Origin of the sequence: Bifidobacterium hominis, from assembly GCF_040095915.1 — a bacterium.
Taxonomy (GTDB): domain Bacteria; phylum Actinomycetota; class Actinomycetes; order Actinomycetales; family Bifidobacteriaceae; genus Bifidobacterium; species Bifidobacterium hominis.
The window spans coordinates 81,819-99,785 of record NZ_JBBMFR010000008.1 but is presented as its reverse complement, the minus strand read 5'-3'; the positions used below and the strand labels follow the sequence as shown (position 1 = coordinate 99,785).

Sequence of the window (17,967 nt, the reverse complement as noted above, 5' to 3'; positions counted from 1 at the left end):
CACATATCAGCAGCGTGTGCAACAGGGGAACGCGACGCACCAACACTATGCCTGGCGCACTGCAGGAATCTTCACACCTGCATCGATGAGCAACGCACGCAATGCACGCGAATCCTTGAATCGAACGCCGCGAATGCCAGCATTGTTCGCACCTACGATATTCATGGCCTTATCATCCACGAATACCGCGCCGGAAGCGTCAATGCCGAACTGCTGCAACGCGAACTCGTAAATATCCTTGTTGGGCTTGCGCAGGGAAATGTACCCCGAAACCACACGATCGTTAAGACTGCGCAGAATATCGAAATTCTCAAGCGCGATCGGGAACAGGTCCTTCTGCCAGTTGCTCAATCCCCATACGCGCACGCCGGCAGCTTTCAAATCATTGATGAGCACGCGAGCGCCCGGCACCACGCCGGTCAGCGAGTCAACGAAATTGTCGAGATAGTACTGCAGCATGTCGGCCCACTTGTCTCCGTGACGTTCACGCATCAAGGCGACACCACCATCGTTCGACATGCCACAATCCAACTCGTCATTGATGTCATAAAAGCCGGAAATATCGTTGTCAAGGAACTGCTCAACAAGCTCGTCGCTATACCGTGGCGCCATCACGGCAACCGGATCCCAGTAGATGAGCACATTGCCGAAATCGAAAATCACATCGGTGATCGGTTTGCCCGCATTCGCCGCGGCTTCGCCGTCTGCCATGAGCACGTCGTACTCCATGTCAGGCTCTCCTGGCCAGCCCTTCATATGATCCTCCATTCATGCCATACGGCCTTATGCCGAACTTCAACCTATCTAGTTTTTCACGGCGAGGGGACGTGCGTCAGATTCGCTCCTTCGGATCAAGCTGGAAACGCAGCTCACCGGGCTCACGAGCGGCCACATGGCGGGCACTGGCGGAGCGCAAACGCAACGCCAATTCGCCACGTCGGCTTTGCGGCACACGCACCACGGCCTTGACACGATCCGCAGTACCTTCCAACTCACGTGAATCAATGGTTCGCGGCTGCGGAATGGGCACCGGCCCCAATACGGACGGCAGTACGCCTTCGGCGGTTTCGATGGTAGACATATCTCCCCCGCCCAATGCACCAATCCGCTCCAACGTGGCTTTCACCGCGTCACGGCGGCCCCACACGCAGGCAGCGGCGAACACTGGGGGCAATGCCGTCTGCTCACGTTCCTGTAGTTCGGTTTGCGCCAACAACGTTGAATTCCAAAGCATCAACGATTGGGCAAGCGTGGGATCGGTTTCTCCGATCAGCAGTGCCTGACCTCCCCTGATTCGCGGCGCGCATAGCGAAACCGCACGCATCCACGACGTTAACGTGTCTACGCCCGCGTCGATACCGAACGCGTACAGGCTGGTCCATGCGTCAAGAATGGCCACAGCACGGTATTCACACTCCGAAGGATTCCGCCCACGCACACGGGGTTCGGCACCGGGAGTGGCGATGACCAGCTGCGGCGTAAATCCAATATCGGGAACAATGCCACGCGGCTGGCTCGGCGTTGAAAGCACAATAGGAACGCCACGAAACAGCCGGCTCAGTTCCTGTGCAGTTCCCGCGGCCCCGACACGAACCACTCGCATGCGCTCGCCCTGGCATGCCGGGCAAGCCCATTGCACTGTGGCGGAACCACACCAGCGGCATCGCACGGACCCGTCCAACAATCGTTCCAAAGGCCCGGTGCAATACGAACATCTCGCCTGTCGGTGACATTTCGCACAGCTCAATGCCTCGCTGATGCCGTCTTGCGGAATACTCAACAACACCGGGCCGCTTTCCAACGCCTTCGACAACACTCGCACCGCGGTGTGCGGCACACGCGCGCCAATGGTTGCATCCGCAAGTCTCGCCAGTTCATCGCGGTTGAGCCAACGAATCCACGGACTTGCCTCCTTGGTCACCGCAGGAAACGCATGAATAGGCGTGCTGAAACCGCTGACCTGAGTGGCTCTGACGTGCGCCGCATCGGTCTCCCACTGGCTTTGCACACTGCGCGCATTGGCCATCGCAACGAACACACCGTTATGCGATTTCGCGCGCAACCGCAGCACTCCACGAGCGTTGGCGTATGGCATCATGCCATCGGCATCCTGATAGCACACGTCGTCGAGTATGAAGAACAACGCATTGCCGTCCACCGGAGCATACATCGCCGCACGCGTGCCGATCACGCACCGAACCTGCCCCTCGCAGATGGCCAGATAGGCACGATACCGTTCCGCCGGCGCCATCTGCGCATTCAGAATGGCGAAATCGCCGTCATACGCTCCATTGGAGGATTGCATCGGTGCGAAAAGGCGCAAGCCAATAGCCTGCAGGGTCTCAGCCATATCCTCAATCTCACGCATGGTCGGCAGCACCAGCACTGCCGGTTTACCCTGCAACAGCGCCGAAACCACCATCCATGCCGCACACTGCCGCCAATGATCGGCACCTGGAAGCGGATCGAACACGAACGATTGAAAACGTTGCGATTCCAATGCTTCATGAAGCAGATTGATATTGCCGTATTGCCGTTGCAGTTGTTCGTATGATTCCCGTTCGGCCTTGGCGAGCGACTCCCTGCGCCTGTTTTTTTCGATATTCGTCCGATTGCCGAGGCGCTGCTCCTGTTCGACTCGCGCCACGCGCGCAGGCACCGACAAACGTAGGATGTTGGCTCGTGTTCCACCGAACGCATCCGCGATAAGCGTAGCGTCATTCCGCATGGACGCAGGCACCAGCACACGATCGGAGACCACTCGTTCAATGAATCTCAACGACGATTCCGGGGTTTCGCTGGTGTCAGTTCTGTTCCATACAATGCCGTTAACCCGTTGCCCTCCGAAACGCACGCGCACCATTACGCCAGGTTGTGCATCTTCGGAATATTTCTCCTCGACGTAATAGTCGAAGGTTTGCCCCAAATGGGTGGCTTGAATGTCCAGCACCACCTGGGCGATGGGATGCTCGGCAGCCGGCGTTTTGGGCGCAGGCGCACGTTTGCGCCGTTTGCGCGGGGCAAGCCCGTCAAGCGCCAGCTGTTCGGCATCCTCAGTACTCATGATTCAAGGGTAACTCAGCCCTTGATGGCGGCTTTCAGCTCGTCGACCTTATCGGTGGCTTCCCAGGTGAAATCAGCGTCGTCGCGTCCGAAATGACCGTAAGCAGCGGTCTTGGAATAGATCGGACGCTTCAGGTCGAGCTCGTCGATAATGGCGGCCGGTCGAAGGTCAAACACCTTGCGCACAGCCTGCTGAATCTGCTCGCGGGTCACACCAATTTCAGTGCCATACGTGTCCACATTGATGGACACCGGGTCGGCCACGCCAATGGCATACGCCACCTGCACTTCAACCTTATGCGCGAGGCCAGCGGCCACAATGTTCTTGGCCACCCAACGTGCCGCATAGGCCGCGGAACGATCCACCTTGCTTGGATCCTTGCCGGAGAACGCGCCGCCGCCATGATGCGCCGCACCACCATACGTGTCGACGATGATCTTGCGACCGGTCAAACCGGCATCCGCGGCAGGACCGCCAAGCACAAACGAACCGGTCGGATTAACGAGCACGCGATATTCATCATGCGCCACACGATCGGCAAGCACATCGTCGAGCACCGGACGAATCACATGCTCCGTCAGCTGCTCCTTAAGCCATGCCTGATCGACTTCCGGATCATGCTGAGTGGAAACCAGCACCGTATCGAGACGAACAGGAACATCATTCTCATCATATTCGATGGTCACCTGGGTCTTGCCATCCGGACGCAGGTGAGGCACTTCGCCATTCTTGCGCACTTGCGTAAGACGATATGCCAAACGATGCGCCAAGTAAATCGGCAATGGCATCAACGCATCGGTCTCATCGCATGCATAGCCGAACATCACACCCTGATCGCCGGCACCTTGTGCTTCGTAGCGCTGCTCGCGAGATGCCTGAGATTCCGCCTCACCACTCAAACGAGCCACACCCTGATTGATTTCGGAACTCTGCTCGGTCAATGACACGGTCACACCGCAAGAATCAGCATCAAGACCGACACGGGAACTGGTATAGCCGATATTACGCACCACAGAACGCACAATGTTCTGAATGTCAGAATACCCATCACTCGTCACCTCTCCGAACACGAAGAACTGACCGACAGTGGCGCACGTCTCCACAGCGACATGAGACTGCGGATCCTGAGCAAGCATATCATCAAGAATCGCATCGGAAATCTGATCACAGACCTTGTCCGGATGCCCCTCCGTTACCGACTCAGCGGAAATCAACTTCAATTCAGCCATCTGGCTGCTCCTTTCACGAACGCCCCACACGTTCGTCCCTTCTGATTGCTACGAAAAACGCCCCGTCCTTCGCATACGCAATCAATAGTTTCATTGTGGACTATTCAAAGCGCACCGCTCAGGTATCGGGGCGAATGAAAATTCGAGATTCGACTCTTGTTCAAGAGCCGTCGCGTCAGTTGCCTTCGGTCAGATCGTCTTCGCCGAGGGTCTCCTCAAGCAGACCTTCATTGATTTCACGGAAGGCGATGGACAGCGGCTTCTCCTGATTCTGATATTCCACCAGCGGACCGACGTTCTGCAGCAAGCCCTCGTTAAGCTGGGTGAAATAGGAATTGATCTGACGGGCACGCTTGGCTGCGAAAATAGCCAGTGCATACTTGGAGTCAGCATGCTCCATCAAATCATCGATCGGCGGTTCCGCAAGACCGGTCGGGGTTGGCTGAGTGCCGAATGCCATATTGATTATCTCCCAATCATCAGATAAGCCAAAAGCTTCTTTTTCAAAGTCTCAAGTATAGGGCCGCCACTGGACCTGATTCAAGCCCTTTCTCTCATGTTTTCGGCAAACGCAAGCATCTTCGTCAACGCTCGCGAATGTAACGCTTCTGGAAATTCCACATAGTGACTCTTGACAAAACGCGTGTCCCACTTAACTACCACAATAGAGAACATGGAAATGCGATCTGCAAAACTGATGAATGGACGAGTATTCGCGGGCGCACGCGCCCTCTACCGTGCCGCTGGCGTGGACGGCAAGGATTTCGGCAAACCGATTATCGCCATTGCCAATTCCTTCGATGAGTTCCTGCCCGGCCACGTGCACCTGAACAAGGTCGGACGACTGATCTCCGAGGCCATCAAAGAAGCCGGCGGCATCCCGCGTGAGTTCAACACGATGGCCGTTGACGACGGCATCGCCATGGGCCACACCGGCATGCTGTACTCCCTACCGAGCCGTGACATCATCGCCGACACCGTCGAATACCAGGTCAACGCGCACTGCGCCGACGCCCTGATCTGCATCCCGAACTGCGACAAGGTCGTACCGGGCATGCTGATGGCCGCGCTGCGTCTGAACATTCCGACCGTCTTCGTCTCCGGCGGTCCGATGGAGGCCGGCACGACCGTGCTGCCTGACGGCACAGTGAAGAAGAACACCGATCTGATCGACGTGATGTACGCCTCCGCCGACGACAATCTGAACGAAGAGGATCTGCTCGCCTATGAGAAGACCGTCTGCCCGACCTGTGGTTCCTGCGCCGGCATGTTCACCGCGAATTCGATGAACTGCCTGACCGAGGCCATCGGTCTGGCCCTGCCAGGCAATGGCACCATTCTGGCTTCACACTCCTACCGCAAGGATTTGTTCAAGCGCGCCGCCGAACAGATCGTCAAAATCGCCAAGCAGTATTACGACGATGATGACGAGAGCGTGCTCCCGCGTTCCATCGCCACCAAGGAAGCGTTCGAGAACGCCATGACCATGGATGTGGCCATGGGCGGCTCCACCAACACCGTGCTGCACATCCTCGCCATGGCGCAGTCCGCCGACGTGGACTTCACGCTTGACGACATCGAGCGCATCTCCCACACCGTGCCCTGCATCTGCAAGGCTTCGCCGTCCGGCGAATGGGAGATCTCCGACGTGCATCGCGCCGGTGGCATCACCGGCATTCTCGGCGAGCTCGACCGCGCCGGCAAACTGCACCGCGACGTGCATTCCATCGATTACAAGACACTGGAAGACAAGCTCAACGACTGGGACATCATGCGCGATACCTGCACCGAGCAGGCCAAGCAGATGTATCTGGCCGCTCCGGGCCACATTGTCTCCCCGGATCCGTGGACGCACACCACCCTGTTCGATTCCCTCGACCGCGACCGTGTGAACGGCGCGATCCATGACATCGACCATCCGGCTGTCACCGAAGGCGGTCTGGCCGTGCTGCGCGGCAACCTCGCCCCTGACGGCTGCGTGGTGAAGACCGCCGGCGTACCGAAGGAGATTTGGACCTTCCGTGGACCGGCACTGGTCGTCGAATCCCAGGAGCAGGCCATCGAGGTCATCCTCAACGATACTCTGAAGCCCGGCATGGCGCTGGTCATCCGCTACGAGGGCCCGAAGGGCGGACCGGGCATGCAGGAGATGCTGTACCCGACCTCCTTCGTCAAGGGCAAGGGCATCGGCAAGCAGGTCGCCATGCTGACCGATGGCCGCTACTCCGGCGGTTCCTCCGGTCTGGCCATCGGCCATATCGCTCCCGAGGCCGCGAACAAGGGCCCGATTGCCCTGATCAAGAACGGCGACATCATCAATATCGATATCCCGAACCGTACGGTGAATGTCGAGCTGACCGATGAGGAGCTGGCCCAGCGCCGCGCCGAACTCGAAGCTGGCGACGGCTATGTGGCGCACCGCGACCGCAAGGTCTCCCAGGCGCTTAAGGCTTATGCGGCCTTCGCCCGTTCCGCAGATAAGGGCGCCACACGCGATCCGGAGCTGATCGACAAGCTTTCCGGTCTCGCCTGAGTTCTGGTGAATCTCAAATAATACATAATGAGGATTGCGTAGTTTATTTACTGCGCAATCCTCATTTTCTTTTTTTTAAAAAAACATGCGCCCGATATATTCGAACGCATGTTGCAATTTTTAATTATTACGATTACAGATCGAATTCCGTTGCAATAAGATTCCACAGTTCATTTGCAGCATCATCGACAACATTATTGACGATGACTTTGTCAAATTCAGGTTCAGCTGCAAGCTCGATTTTCGCGGTTTCCAAACGTTTCGCCTGCTGTTCCGGGGTTTCAGTACCACGCCCGACAAGACGGCGTTTCAATTCCTCGAACGACGGCGGCGCAATGAACACGGTCATCACATCAAGACCCAACTCCCCCGCACGCTGCTTGACGCTACGGGCACCTTGGATGTCGATTTCCAGAATGACGGGAATATTCTGTTCGAGATGTTCCACGACTGGTTTCACGGGCGTGCCGTAGTGAGCAAGACCGAAGACGTCAGCAGTTTCCAAAAACTCACCGGCATCTTCTTTGGCGAGAAACTCCTGTTCAGTCATGAAGAAGTAATTGACGCCATCCACCTCGCCTGGACGTGGTTTACGGGTCGTTGCAGATACCGATAGCCAGATCTGCGGATGCTGCTCACGTACGCGTCCCAAAACGGTGCCTTTACCAACACCGGCGGGGCCACAAAGTACAATCAAACGGCCATGACGAGAATCAGTCATTACATCCTCATTCTTCATAACAATCAACAGAACATGGAATATGGAATCTCAGCATCGGATTTGAGAACGCGCGATCACTCTTCTTCGTCGTCGTCCAAAACCTCATCATCGATTTCGTTCTGCGCTTCGATAAGCGCCTGACGAATATCGAGCGCCACGGATTCCGTGGCCGCGCTCAGAGAGGCAATATCCGGACCATGTGTGGCGATAAAACGAGATACGGTGACAAGCACATTGCCTTTAGTACCTTTGAATACCGTCTTAAGGTCGCGGGTTTCAGCACCTTGCCATCCGTAGCCCGGAGACAGAATAGGGCCGGTGAACTTGGCTGGGTCGATGCCGGAATCATTGATCCACTGACCGATGGTGGCTCCGATGATCAAGCCAACGGAACCCATACCGTCATTGCCCTTGTTGAATTTCTGCGCGGTGCTGGCGATGCCGTAGGCCACGGTTCTGCCCTTGTATTCGCCCGCCTGACGAATGGCTGTCTGTAGGCTGGCACCCTCTTGATTCGAGGTCAATGATGCGATGAACACGCCTCGACCGTTGTTGAGCGCGTCGTTGATCACGCCACCCAAAGAACGTGCGCCGTAGTACGGCAGCAAGGTGATGGCATCGGCCAGCAGAGGAGCTCCCGGCTTGAAATAGGCGTCGGCGAATGCGGACACTGTGGTCGGCAGACCGCCGTGCAGGCAGTCGACAATGGTGATGATTCCCATCTGACGGGCCGCATACAGTACCCGTTCGAGCGCCGCGATGCCTTTCGAACCGTAGCGCTCGAACATGGAGAACTGGAATTTGACGGCCGCCGCTCTACCATTGGCTGCCTGCAACATACGCATGGAGTAGAGCTCCGCGCCTAAGGCATCCACATTGTAGCCCCAGTCGGTAAGGAGTTGCCGATGCGGGTCGATGCCCACACACAGCGGACCATATTTGGCCATGGAATTGCTCAGACGCAGACCGAAATCCGAACGCTGGGCACTCATCTCTTCACTACTGAGGCTACTTACCATTACTCACGGCTTTCCAACTCGAACAGCTGCTGGGAATGATCCTGAATGCTCATGATCTGATAATCATTATTGCGCACAGCCTCGATGGCCATCAACACGGCGGAGAATTCCGTCATGGTGGTGAACTGAGGCAGATCCGCAGCAATGGCCGCCGAACGGATGGCATAGCCGTCGGAACGGGAGCCACGGGAGTTCGGTGTGTTGAGAATCAGATCGATGGCACCTTCTTCGATCAGCTGTACGACATTCTTGCCGACGCTGCCTTCCGCATGGTAGGTGGTGATTGGATCATCCGGATCGGAATCCATACGAACGCTGATCTTATCAACGATCTTGGAGTCGATGCCATAGCGGCGCAACACGGATGCGGTACCCTCGGTGGCCCAAATGTTGAAGCCAAGCTCCACCAAGCGTGCGGCGAACAACGGTAGCTGACGCTTGTCGGTGTCGTTCACGGAAATGAACACGTTGCCGCTTGTCGGCAAGCCACCGTCATAAGCGGCCAGCTGGCTCTTGGCGAACGCATGCGGGAAGTCACGGTCAAAGCCCATGACCTCGCCGGTGGAACGCATCTCCGGTCCAAGCAACACGTCGACGGTCTTGCCGAGCGGCGTGCGGAAACGCTTGAACGGAAGCACGGATTCCTTAACGGCAACCTGCTGACCGCGGCGAATATCACCACCATCGCCGTGAGGCAACAGCAAGTCGTTGTCACGCTGCTGCTGAATGGTTTCGCCAGCCATGATGCGGGCCGCTGCCTTGGCCAGTGCCACGCCGGTCGCCTTGGAAGCGAACGGTACGGTACGGGAGGCACGCGGATTCGCCTCGATGACGTACAGCGTGTTGGCCATGAAGGCGTACTGCACGTTGATCAGGCCTTGCACGCCACAGCCCTTGGCGATGGCATAGGTGCCTTCGCGCAGACGACGAATCTGATCATCGGAAAGGGTGCTCGGAGGCAAGGTGCATGCGGCATCGCCGGAATGCACACCGGCTTCCTCGACATGCTCCATAATGCCACCGATATACAGCTCCTCGCCGTCGAACAAGGCATCAACGTCGATTTCCACGGCGTCCTGCAGGAACTTGTCGATCAGCAGCGGAGAAGGCAGACGGCCAGAAACCACGGTATCGGCCTGGGCTTCCTTCAATGCGCGATCCACGTACTTGCGCAACTGGGCATCGTCATATACGATTTCCATGCCACGACCACCAAGCACGTAGCTCGGGCGCACCAGCACCGGGTAACCGATGTTGTGTGCCGCTTCACGGGCTTCATCAAGGCTCAGAGCGGTGCCGTAGCGAGGCGCGTTCATCTCGGCCTTCTTCAGCACTTCGCCGAAGAGCTCACGGTTTTCAGCCAGATCGATGGATTCAGGCGTGGTGCCGAGAATCGGCACGCCAGCAGCCTTCAGGCGAGCTGCCAGAGACAACGGGGTCTGGCCACCAAGCTGAACGATAACGCCCTTGACTGGGCCCATCTTCTTTTCGGCCTCGTAGATTTCGAGCACGTCTTCGAAGGTGAGCGGTTCGAAGTACAGGCGATCGGACATGTCGTAATCGGTCGACACAGTTTCCGGGTTGCAGTTGACCATGATGGTGTCATAGTCCTTGCCCAGTTCCTGCACGGCATGCACGCAGGTGTAGTCGAACTCGATGCCCTGACCGATACGGTTCGGACCGGAGCCGAGAATGATCACGGCTTCGCGCTCACGCGGGCGCAGTTCGCTTTCGTCCGCATAGCAGGAGTAGTAGTACGGAGTCACCGCGTCAAACTCGGCGGCACAAGTATCGACCGTCTTGAAGACCGGGCGAAGATCATACGACCAGCGCAGCTCGCGGATCGCGTTTTCACCTTCGTCTCCCAAGCGACGCAGGTGGGCGATCTGCAGATCGGAAAGACCAGCCAGCTTCGCCTTCTTCAACAGCTTGCGGCTAAGCTTCTCCGCTCCCTTGATTTCAAGAGCTGTCTCATTGATGAGTTCGAACTGGCGAATGAACCACGGATCAATCTTGGTGGCGTCGAAGATCTGCTGTTCGGTGGCGCCTCCCCACAGGGCGCGCTGGATTTGCAGATAACGATGTTCGGTCGGCACCTTGATGGCGTCCAGCAGCTCATCGACTTCCTGTGCGGAGGGCTTGTCGCCGTCCCAGTTAAAGCCCATGTGGCGCTTGTCGATGGAGCGCATGGCCTTGCCGAGGGATTCCTGGAAATTGCCTGCCAGAGCCATGGCCTCGCCCACGGACTTCATGGAGGTGGTCAGTGTCGGATCGGCACCCGGGAACTTCTCGAAGGCGAAACGCGGGACCTTGGTGACCACGTAGTCGATAGTCGGCTCGAAGCTGGCCGGTGTGGACTGCGTGATATCGTTCTGGATTTCGTCGAGCGTATAGCCAAGAGCCAGCTTGGTGGCGATCTTCGCGATCGGGAAGCCGGTTGCCTTGGATGCCAGAGCGGAGGAACGGGACACACGCGGGTTCATTTCGATGACGATGATGCGTCCGGTGTTCGGGTTGATGGCGAACTGGATGTTGCAACCGCCAGTATCGACGCCCACGCCGCGAATGATGGCGATGCCGATATCACGAAGCTTCTGATATTCGCGATCAGTCAGAGTGAACACAGGCGCCACGGTAATGGAATCGCCGGTGTGCACACCGACAGGATCCACGTTCTCAATCGGGCAGACGACCACGACGTTGTCTTTCTTGTCGCGCATCAGCTCGAGTTCGTATTCCTTCCAGCCTTCGATGCCTTCTTCGATCAGCACCTCGTCGGTCGGGGAATAATGGATGCCTGCGCCTGCGATGCGGTGCAGTTCCTCTTCGTTGTGCGCAATACCGGAACCGAGACCACCCATGGTGAAGCTCGGTCGCACAACCAGCGGATAGCCGAACTTCTCAGCGATCTTATCGACTTCTTCGAGGGAATGGGCGATGTCGGAACGTGCGGATTCGGCGCCAGCCTCCTCAACGACCTTCTTGAAGAGCTCACGGTCCTCACCACGGTCGATGGCTTCAAGGGAAGCGCCGATCAGCTCGACGTTGTACTTCTTGAGCACACCGGCCTCGCCCAGCGCCATGGCTGCGTTCAGTGCAGTCTGACCACCTAGGGTCGGCAGCAGGGCGTCAGGACGTTCCTTGGCGATGATCTGCTCGAGGATCGGCGTGGAGATCGGCTCGATGTAGGTGGCATCTGCCATTTCCGGATCGGTCATGATGGTGGCCGGGTTGGAGTTGACGAGAATGACTCGGATGCCTTCCTCACGAAGCACGCGGCAGGCCTGAGTGCCCGAGTAATCGAATTCTGCGGCCTGGCCGATCACAATCGGACCGGAGCCGATGACCATCACGGACTTGATGTCTGTGCGCTTAGGCATTGCGGGTTCCCTCCTTGGCGGAACGCATGAGATCCACGAAACGATCGAACAGATATGCGGCATCGTGCGGGCCGGCTGCGGCTTCCGGATGGTACTGCACGGAGAATGCCGGAATATCGACACACTGCAGGCCTTCAACCACGTTGTCATTCAGATCGATGTGGCTGACGAACACCTTGCCGTACTTGCCGTTTTCGAACGGCGCGTCAACGGTTTCACCAATCGGCGCGTCGACGGCGAAGCCGTGGTTGTGCGCGGTGATTTCGATTTTGCCGGTGGTCATGTCTTTGACCGGCTGGTTGATGCCACGGTGGCCGAACTTCAGCTTGTACGTACCGAAGCCAAGCGCACGGCCGAGCAGCTGGTTGCCGAAGCAGATGCCGAAGAACGGATGGCCTGCATCAAGCACCTGACGAAGCAGGTCCACTTCAGGGGCGGCCTGTTCCGGATCTCCCGGACCATTGGAGAAGAAGACACCATCAGGATGAAGAGCTTCAAGCTCGTCGAACGTGATGGTGGATGGCACCACATGCACACGGCAACCACGCTCCGCCATGCGATGCGGAGTCATGGCCTTGATGCCCAAATCGACGGCGGCGACGGTGTACAGCGGCTCCTTGCCTTCGAATTCGCCGCAAGGTTCGATGGTGTAGGCCTGCTTGGTGCTGACCTCGTCGTAGAGGCTCATCCCCTTCATCTGCGGAGTGGATTTAACCTCGTCGAGCATGGATTCGATAGTACGCAGCTTGCCATTGTCGTCAAGCAAAGCGTCACCGGAGAAAATCGCAGCACGCATCACACCGGCGGAACGCAGGTGACGCACCAGCTTACGGGTATCGATATGGCTGATGCCAACAATCTTGTTGGCTTCCAGATCGTCATCAAGGCTGCCGGTTGCGCGCCAATTGCTCACGCTCGGGCTAGGATCGCGCACGACGTAGCCGGCAACCCAGATTCGCGAGGATTCCGGATCCTCCCCATTGATTCCCGTGTCCCCAATATGAGGGAACGTCTGTACCACGATCTGACGATCGTAACTGGGGTCCGTAAGCGTCTCCTGATAACCGGTCATGCCGGTTGCGAAAACGATCTCCCCACTGGTCGTGCCGATCGCGCCGTAAGGCTCACCCACATACACCTGTCCGTCTTCGAGAACGAGAACGGCATCTTGAGGGTCAAACATCACGGCTTCGGAATCATACTGGTTCACCAAAACCCCCTTATAGTCAAGGTATTCGTACCAAGGATAGCGGCCGGTTAGGACTCGCGACCCGGCCGAATCGCTTAACTTTCAGCTTTACTCAGCTGAAGGTTCGGTCGGTTGCCCATCCACTTGAACGGCATCCGCATCAGCGCTGACAGCGCTGACAGCGCTGAGCAGACCGTGGATGAATGCCGGTGATTCATCATCACACAGCGTCTTGGCAAGGCCAAGCGCCTCGTCGATGGCCACCATATTGGGAACATCATCATTGAACATGATCTCCCACGCCGCGATACGCAGAATATTGCGATCGACAACGCCCATACGCTTGACCTTCCAACCGGTGGAATGCTCGTCAAGCGTGGAATCGATGGCTGCGATATGTTCCGCAACGCCACGAACGATTTCGATGGCGTATTCAGGCAGCGGAGTCTGGGCGCCGGGCTGCTCAATGCGCTCAGCAAGAAGGGACAGGATGTCCTGTCCCTTCTCATCCGCTTCATACAACGTATTCAGAGCCCTCTTACGAGCGGTGGAACGTGCCATGAAACTTCTTTCGTCCTTACTCTCAGTTCTCGCGGCCGAGGTAGGAGCCGTCGGTGGTGTTCACCTTGACCTTCTCGCCTTCGCCGATGAACAGCGGAACCTGAATTTCGGCACCGGTCTCAACGGTGGCCGGCTTGGTGCCAGCGTTGGAGCGGTTGCCCTGCAGACCCGGTTCGGTATGGGTGACGGTCAGGATCACGGAAGCCGGCAGTTCGACGGACAGCGGGGTGCCATCGTGGAAGGACACGACGCAGTCGGTTCCTTCCAGCAGGAACTTGGCCTGGTCGCCGACGAGGGTCTTCGGAATGTAGATCTGATCGTAGGTGGTCATATCCATGAACACGAAATTGTCGCCGTCCTCGTAGGAGTACTGGAGGTTGCGGTTGTCGACGGTTTCGAATTCCATCTTCATGCCGGCATTGAAGGTCTTGTCGACGATCTTGCCCGAGAGCACGTTCTTGATGGTGGTGCGCACGAAAGCGGGGCCCTTGCCCGGCTTGACGTGCTGGAACTTGATGACGGCCCACAGCTGGCCATCGAGGTTCAGGACGGAACCGTTCTTGATGTCATTGGTAGTCTGTGCCAAATTAACTCACCTATTTCTTCGTCTAACAGGGAAAGCTTAAAAAGAGCCTTGCTCATTATGCCACGGTGTGCATACTTTGTCGGTAAGCCTTCCATATATAGGAAAACCTCCCTCGGCAAAAATGCCTTGGGAGGTTTTCCTAAAACGCTAGTTCAAGCGTGTCTTGACATCAAGCAGAAACTACTCGATGATCTTGGTGACACGGCCCGAGCCGACGGTGTGGCCGCCTTCGCGCACTGCGAAGGTCAGGCCCTCTTCCATAGCGATCGGCTGGATCAGCTCAACGCCGAAGGTAGCGTGATCGCCCGGCTGCACCATCTCAACGCCTTCCGGCAGGGTGATAACGCCGGTGACGTCGGTGGTACGGAAGTAGAACTGCGGACGGTAGTTGGAGAAGAACGGCGAGTGACGGCCGCCTTCGTCCTTGGTCAGCACGTAGACTTCGCCCTCGAACTTGGTGTGCGGGGTCACGGAGCCCGGAGCAGCCAGAACCTGGCCACGCTCGACCTGGTCACGGTTGATGCCGCGCAGCAGCAGACCGGTGTTGTCGCCAGCCTCGCACTCATCCATCTGCTTGTGGAAGGTCTCGATGGAGGTGACGGTGGTGGTCTGGGTCGGACGGATACCAACGATCTCGACGTTGGAGTTGACCGGGAGCTTACCACGCTCGACACGGCCGGTAACCACGGTGCCACGGCCGGAGATGGTGAACACATCTTCGATCGGCATCAGGAACGGCTTGTCCAGATCGTGAGTCGGGGTCGGGATGTACTCGTCGACAGCCTTCATGAGTTCCTTGACGGACTCAACCCACTTCTCGTGATCCGGAGCATCGTCGTGCAGTGCGCCGTAAGCGGAGGTGTGGATGACCGGGCAATCGCGATCGAAGCCGTTTTCGTCGAGGAGGTCACGGACCTCTTCCTCAACGAGCTCGATGAGCTCTTCGTCGTCGACCATATCGCACTTGTTCAGAGCGACGAGGATACGCGGCACGCCCACCTGACGAGCGAGCAGCACGTGCTCGCGGGTCTGAGCCATCGGGCCGTCGGTAGCAGCCACAACGAGGATAGCGCCATCCATCTGGGCAGCGCCGGTGATCATGTTCTTCACGAAGTCGGCGTGGCCCGGGCAGTCGACGTGAGCGTAGTGACGCTCAGCGGTCTGGTACTCGATGTGGGCGATGTTGATGGTGATACCACGCTGCTGCTCTTCCGGAGCGGCGTCGATCTGGTTGAAGTCGTAAGCCGGGTTGATGTCCGGGTACTCTTCGTGCAGGACCTTGGAGATGGCTGCGGTCAGGGTAGTCTTACCGTGATCGACGTGGCCAATGGTACCAATGTTAACGTGCGGCTTAGTACGCTCGTACTTTTCCTTTGCCATGTGTTTTGTCCTCCTGGACGTCTCGTAGTAAGCCTTGAACTCGCTTCAAGGCACTCGCTACATTTTACTGGGTTTGACGGGTTTGTGCCACTTTGGAGCCCGAACCCAGTCAGCGCTACAAAATACTAGCGCTGACTGGAGACAGTTTCCACTTAAGCGGCAGCGCGTGTCACTCGCCGCGCTGGGCCTTGATGATCTCCTCGGAGACGTTCTTCGGAACCTCAGCGTAGGAGTCCATCTGCATGGTGAACATTGCGCGGCCCTGGGTCTTGGAGCGAAGGTCGCCGATGTAGCCGAACATCTCGGACAGCGGAACCTTGGCGTCGATGACCTTGACACCGGTGGAGTCGGTCATGGACTGGATGGAACCACGACGGGCGTTGATATCGCCCATCACGTCGCCCATGTACTCTTCCGGAGTACGCACTTCCACGGCCATGATCGGCTCGAGGATGACCGGCTTGGCCTTCGGAGCAGCTTCCTTGAAGCACATGGAACCTGCGATCTTGAAGGCCATTTCGGAGGAATCGACGTCGTGGACCTGGCCGTCGGTGACGGTAGCCTTGACGCCAACCACCGGGAAGCCGGCGAGCACGCCGGATTCCATGGCTTCCTGCACACCAGCATCGATGGAAGGAATGAATTCCTTGGTGATGTGGCCGCCGGTGACCTCGTTGACGAACTCGTAGGTCTCGCCCTCTTCGGTGTTGAGCGGCTCGAAGTTCATCAAGACCTTTGCGAACTGGCCGGAACCACCGGTCTGCTTCTTGTGCGTGTATTCCTGGTTCATGACGGCCTTGCGGATCGTCTCGCGGTATGCAACCTGCGGGTTACCCACGTTGCACTCCACCTTGAATTCACGACGCATACGGTCGACGATGATGTCGAGCTGCAGCTCGCCCATGCCGGAGATCAGGGTCTGGCCGGACTCTTCGTCGGTCTTCACCTGGAAGGTCGGATCTTCGTCGGACAGCTTCGCCAGAGCGATGCTCATCTTCTCCTGATCGGCCTTGGTCTTCGGCTCCACGGCCACCTCGATCACCGGATCCGGGAAGGTCATGGATTCGAGGGAGATCGGAGCCTTTTCGTCGCACAGGGTGTCACCAGTGGTGATGTTCTTCAGGCCCACAAAGGTGTAGATGTTGCCGGCCTCGGCGGCATCGACCGGGTTCTCCTTGTCGGCGTGCATCTGGAAGATCTTGCCGACGCGTTCCTTCTTGCCCTTGGTGGAGTCAAGCACAGTGTCGCCCGGAGCGACGGCGCCGGAGTAGACGCGCACGAACACAAGCTTGCCGTAGAACGGGTGGGTAGAGATCTTGAAGACCAGAGCAGAGAACGGATCATCGGTGGTCGGCTTGCGATCGATCTCGATGGATTCGTCCTTCGGATCGAAACCGACGATGGACGGAACGTCCTCCGGGCTCGGCAGGTAGTCGACGACGGCGTCCAGCATCGGCTGAACACCCTTGTCCTTGAAGGCGGAGCCACAGAGCACCGGGTAGGCTTCACGGTTGATGGTGAGCTTACGGATGCCACCACGGATCTCGTCCTCAGTCAGTTCGCCGGACTCGAGGTACTTCTCAAGCAGCTCTTCGTCGGACTCTGCGACCTGGTCGAGCAGCTCTGCACGATACTGCTCAGCCTTGTCCTGCAGGTCGGCCGGGATGTCGGTGGTGTCGTAGTGAGCGCCCATATCGCCGGAAACATCGTTCCAGACGTAAGCCTTCATACGAATCAGATCGACGACGCCGGCGAAGTCGTTCTCAGCGCCGATCGGCAGCTGCACGACAAGCGGGGTCGCGCCCAGCTTGGTCTTGATGGTGTCGACGGAGTAGTAGAAGTCAGCGCCGAGCTTATCCATCTTGTTGATGAAGCAGATACGCGGAACGCCGTACTTGTCAGCCTGACGCCACACAGTTTCGGACTGCGGCTCCACACCTTCCTTGCCGTCGAACACGGCAACGGCACCATCGAGCACACGCAAGGAGCGCTCCACCTCGGCCGTGAAGTCCACGTGACCAGGGGTATCGATGATGTTGATCTGGAACTTCTGCTTCTCGTCATGGGTCTGACGGTTCCAGAAGCAGGTGGTTGCAGCGGACTGGATGGTGATGCCGCGTTCCTGTTCCTGAGCCATGAAGTCCATCGTCGAGGCGCCGTCATGGGTCTCGCCGATCTTGTAGTTCTTGCCGGTGTAGTACAGGATACGTTCGGTGGTAGTGGTCTTACCGGCATCGATGTGAGCCATGATGCCGATGTTACGGATCTGGTTGAGATCATTGAGCACGTCTAGTGCCATGAGTGT

13 protein-coding genes are annotated in these 17,967 nt (G+C 57.7%); 1 reads left to right on the top strand and 12 read right to left on the bottom strand.

The window, feature by feature from the left end; translation table 11 throughout:
* Positions 1-45: 45 nt before the first annotated feature.
* The 4 genes from WMO36_RS06970 to rpoZ form a co-directional block, all read right to left on the bottom strand.
* Positions 46-756 (bottom strand): HAD family hydrolase, encoded by a 711-nt coding sequence (locus WMO36_RS06970; RefSeq protein ID WP_294450671.1) that lies wholly within the window; start codon positions 754-756, stop codon positions 46-48.
* A gap of 76 nt (positions 757-832) precedes the next feature.
* Positions 833-3,064: a primosomal protein N' gene (locus WMO36_RS06965; protein WP_099570799.1), complete on the bottom strand. Its 2,232-nt coding sequence runs from the start codon at positions 3,062-3,064 to the stop codon at positions 833-835.
* Between the two features lie 14 nt (positions 3,065-3,078).
* The gene (gene metK / locus WMO36_RS06960; protein ID WP_349077191.1) at positions 3,079-4,293 is read right to left on the bottom strand and encodes a methionine adenosyltransferase; all 1,215 of its coding nucleotides are present in this window, start codon (positions 4,291-4,293) and stop codon (positions 3,079-3,081) included.
* A gap of 175 nt (positions 4,294-4,468) precedes the next feature.
* Complete coding sequence (rpoZ, locus tag WMO36_RS06955) at positions 4,469-4,753, bottom strand: DNA-directed RNA polymerase subunit omega (protein WP_099595465.1); 285 nt, start codon at positions 4,751-4,753, stop codon at positions 4,469-4,471.
* A gap of 213 nt (positions 4,754-4,966) precedes the next feature.
* Between rpoZ and ilvD the strand changes: the two genes are divergently transcribed.
* Positions 4,967-6,826 carry a dihydroxy-acid dehydratase gene (ilvD, locus tag WMO36_RS06950; protein WP_250779132.1) on the top strand — a complete coding sequence of 620 codons (1,860 nt, stop codon included), beginning with the start codon at positions 4,967-4,969 and terminating at the stop codon, positions 6,824-6,826.
* A gap of 133 nt (positions 6,827-6,959) precedes the next feature.
* Here ilvD and gmk read toward each other — a convergent pair whose 3' ends face one another.
* The 8 genes from gmk to fusA all read right to left on the bottom strand — a co-directional run bounded on the left by gmk (position 6,960) and on the right by fusA (position 17,961).
* Positions 6,960-7,547, bottom strand: coding sequence for a guanylate kinase (gene gmk, locus WMO36_RS06945; RefSeq protein ID WP_099570802.1), 588 nt, complete (start codon positions 7,545-7,547; stop codon positions 6,960-6,962).
* 74 nt (positions 7,548-7,621) lie between these two features.
* Positions 7,622-8,566 (bottom strand): orotidine-5'-phosphate decarboxylase, encoded by a 945-nt coding sequence (gene pyrF / locus WMO36_RS06940; RefSeq protein WP_099570803.1) that lies wholly within the window; start codon positions 8,564-8,566, stop codon positions 7,622-7,624.
* Positions 8,566-11,946, bottom strand: coding sequence for a carbamoyl-phosphate synthase large subunit (carB, locus tag WMO36_RS06935; protein WP_099595468.1), 3,381 nt, complete (start codon positions 11,944-11,946; stop codon positions 8,566-8,568). Before carB ends, pyrF begins: the two co-directional genes overlap by 1 nt.
* The gene (gene carA, locus WMO36_RS06930; protein WP_284703013.1) at positions 11,939-13,129 is read right to left on the bottom strand and encodes a glutamine-hydrolyzing carbamoyl-phosphate synthase small subunit; all 1,191 of its coding nucleotides are present in this window, start codon (positions 13,127-13,129) and stop codon (positions 11,939-11,941) included. The genes carB and carA overlap by 8 nt, the downstream gene beginning before the upstream one ends.
* A gap of 114 nt (positions 13,130-13,243) precedes the next feature.
* Positions 13,244-13,696 (bottom strand): transcription antitermination factor NusB, encoded by a 453-nt coding sequence (gene nusB / locus WMO36_RS06925; RefSeq protein ID WP_349077190.1) that lies wholly within the window; start codon positions 13,694-13,696, stop codon positions 13,244-13,246.
* A gap of 22 nt (positions 13,697-13,718) precedes the next feature.
* Positions 13,719-14,282 (bottom strand): elongation factor P, encoded by a 564-nt coding sequence (gene efp, locus WMO36_RS06920; RefSeq protein ID WP_003836469.1) that lies wholly within the window; start codon positions 14,280-14,282, stop codon positions 13,719-13,721.
* 180 nt (positions 14,283-14,462) lie between these two features.
* A complete protein-coding gene (gene tuf / locus WMO36_RS06915) occupies positions 14,463-15,662 on the bottom strand; it encodes an elongation factor Tu (protein WP_003836467.1) in 1,200 nt (399 codons plus the stop codon).
* A gap of 169 nt (positions 15,663-15,831) precedes the next feature.
* Complete coding sequence (gene fusA, locus WMO36_RS06910) at positions 15,832-17,961, bottom strand: elongation factor G (RefSeq protein WP_022244930.1); 2,130 nt, start codon at positions 17,959-17,961, stop codon at positions 15,832-15,834.
* Between the last annotated feature and the right edge of the window lie 6 nt (positions 17,962-17,967).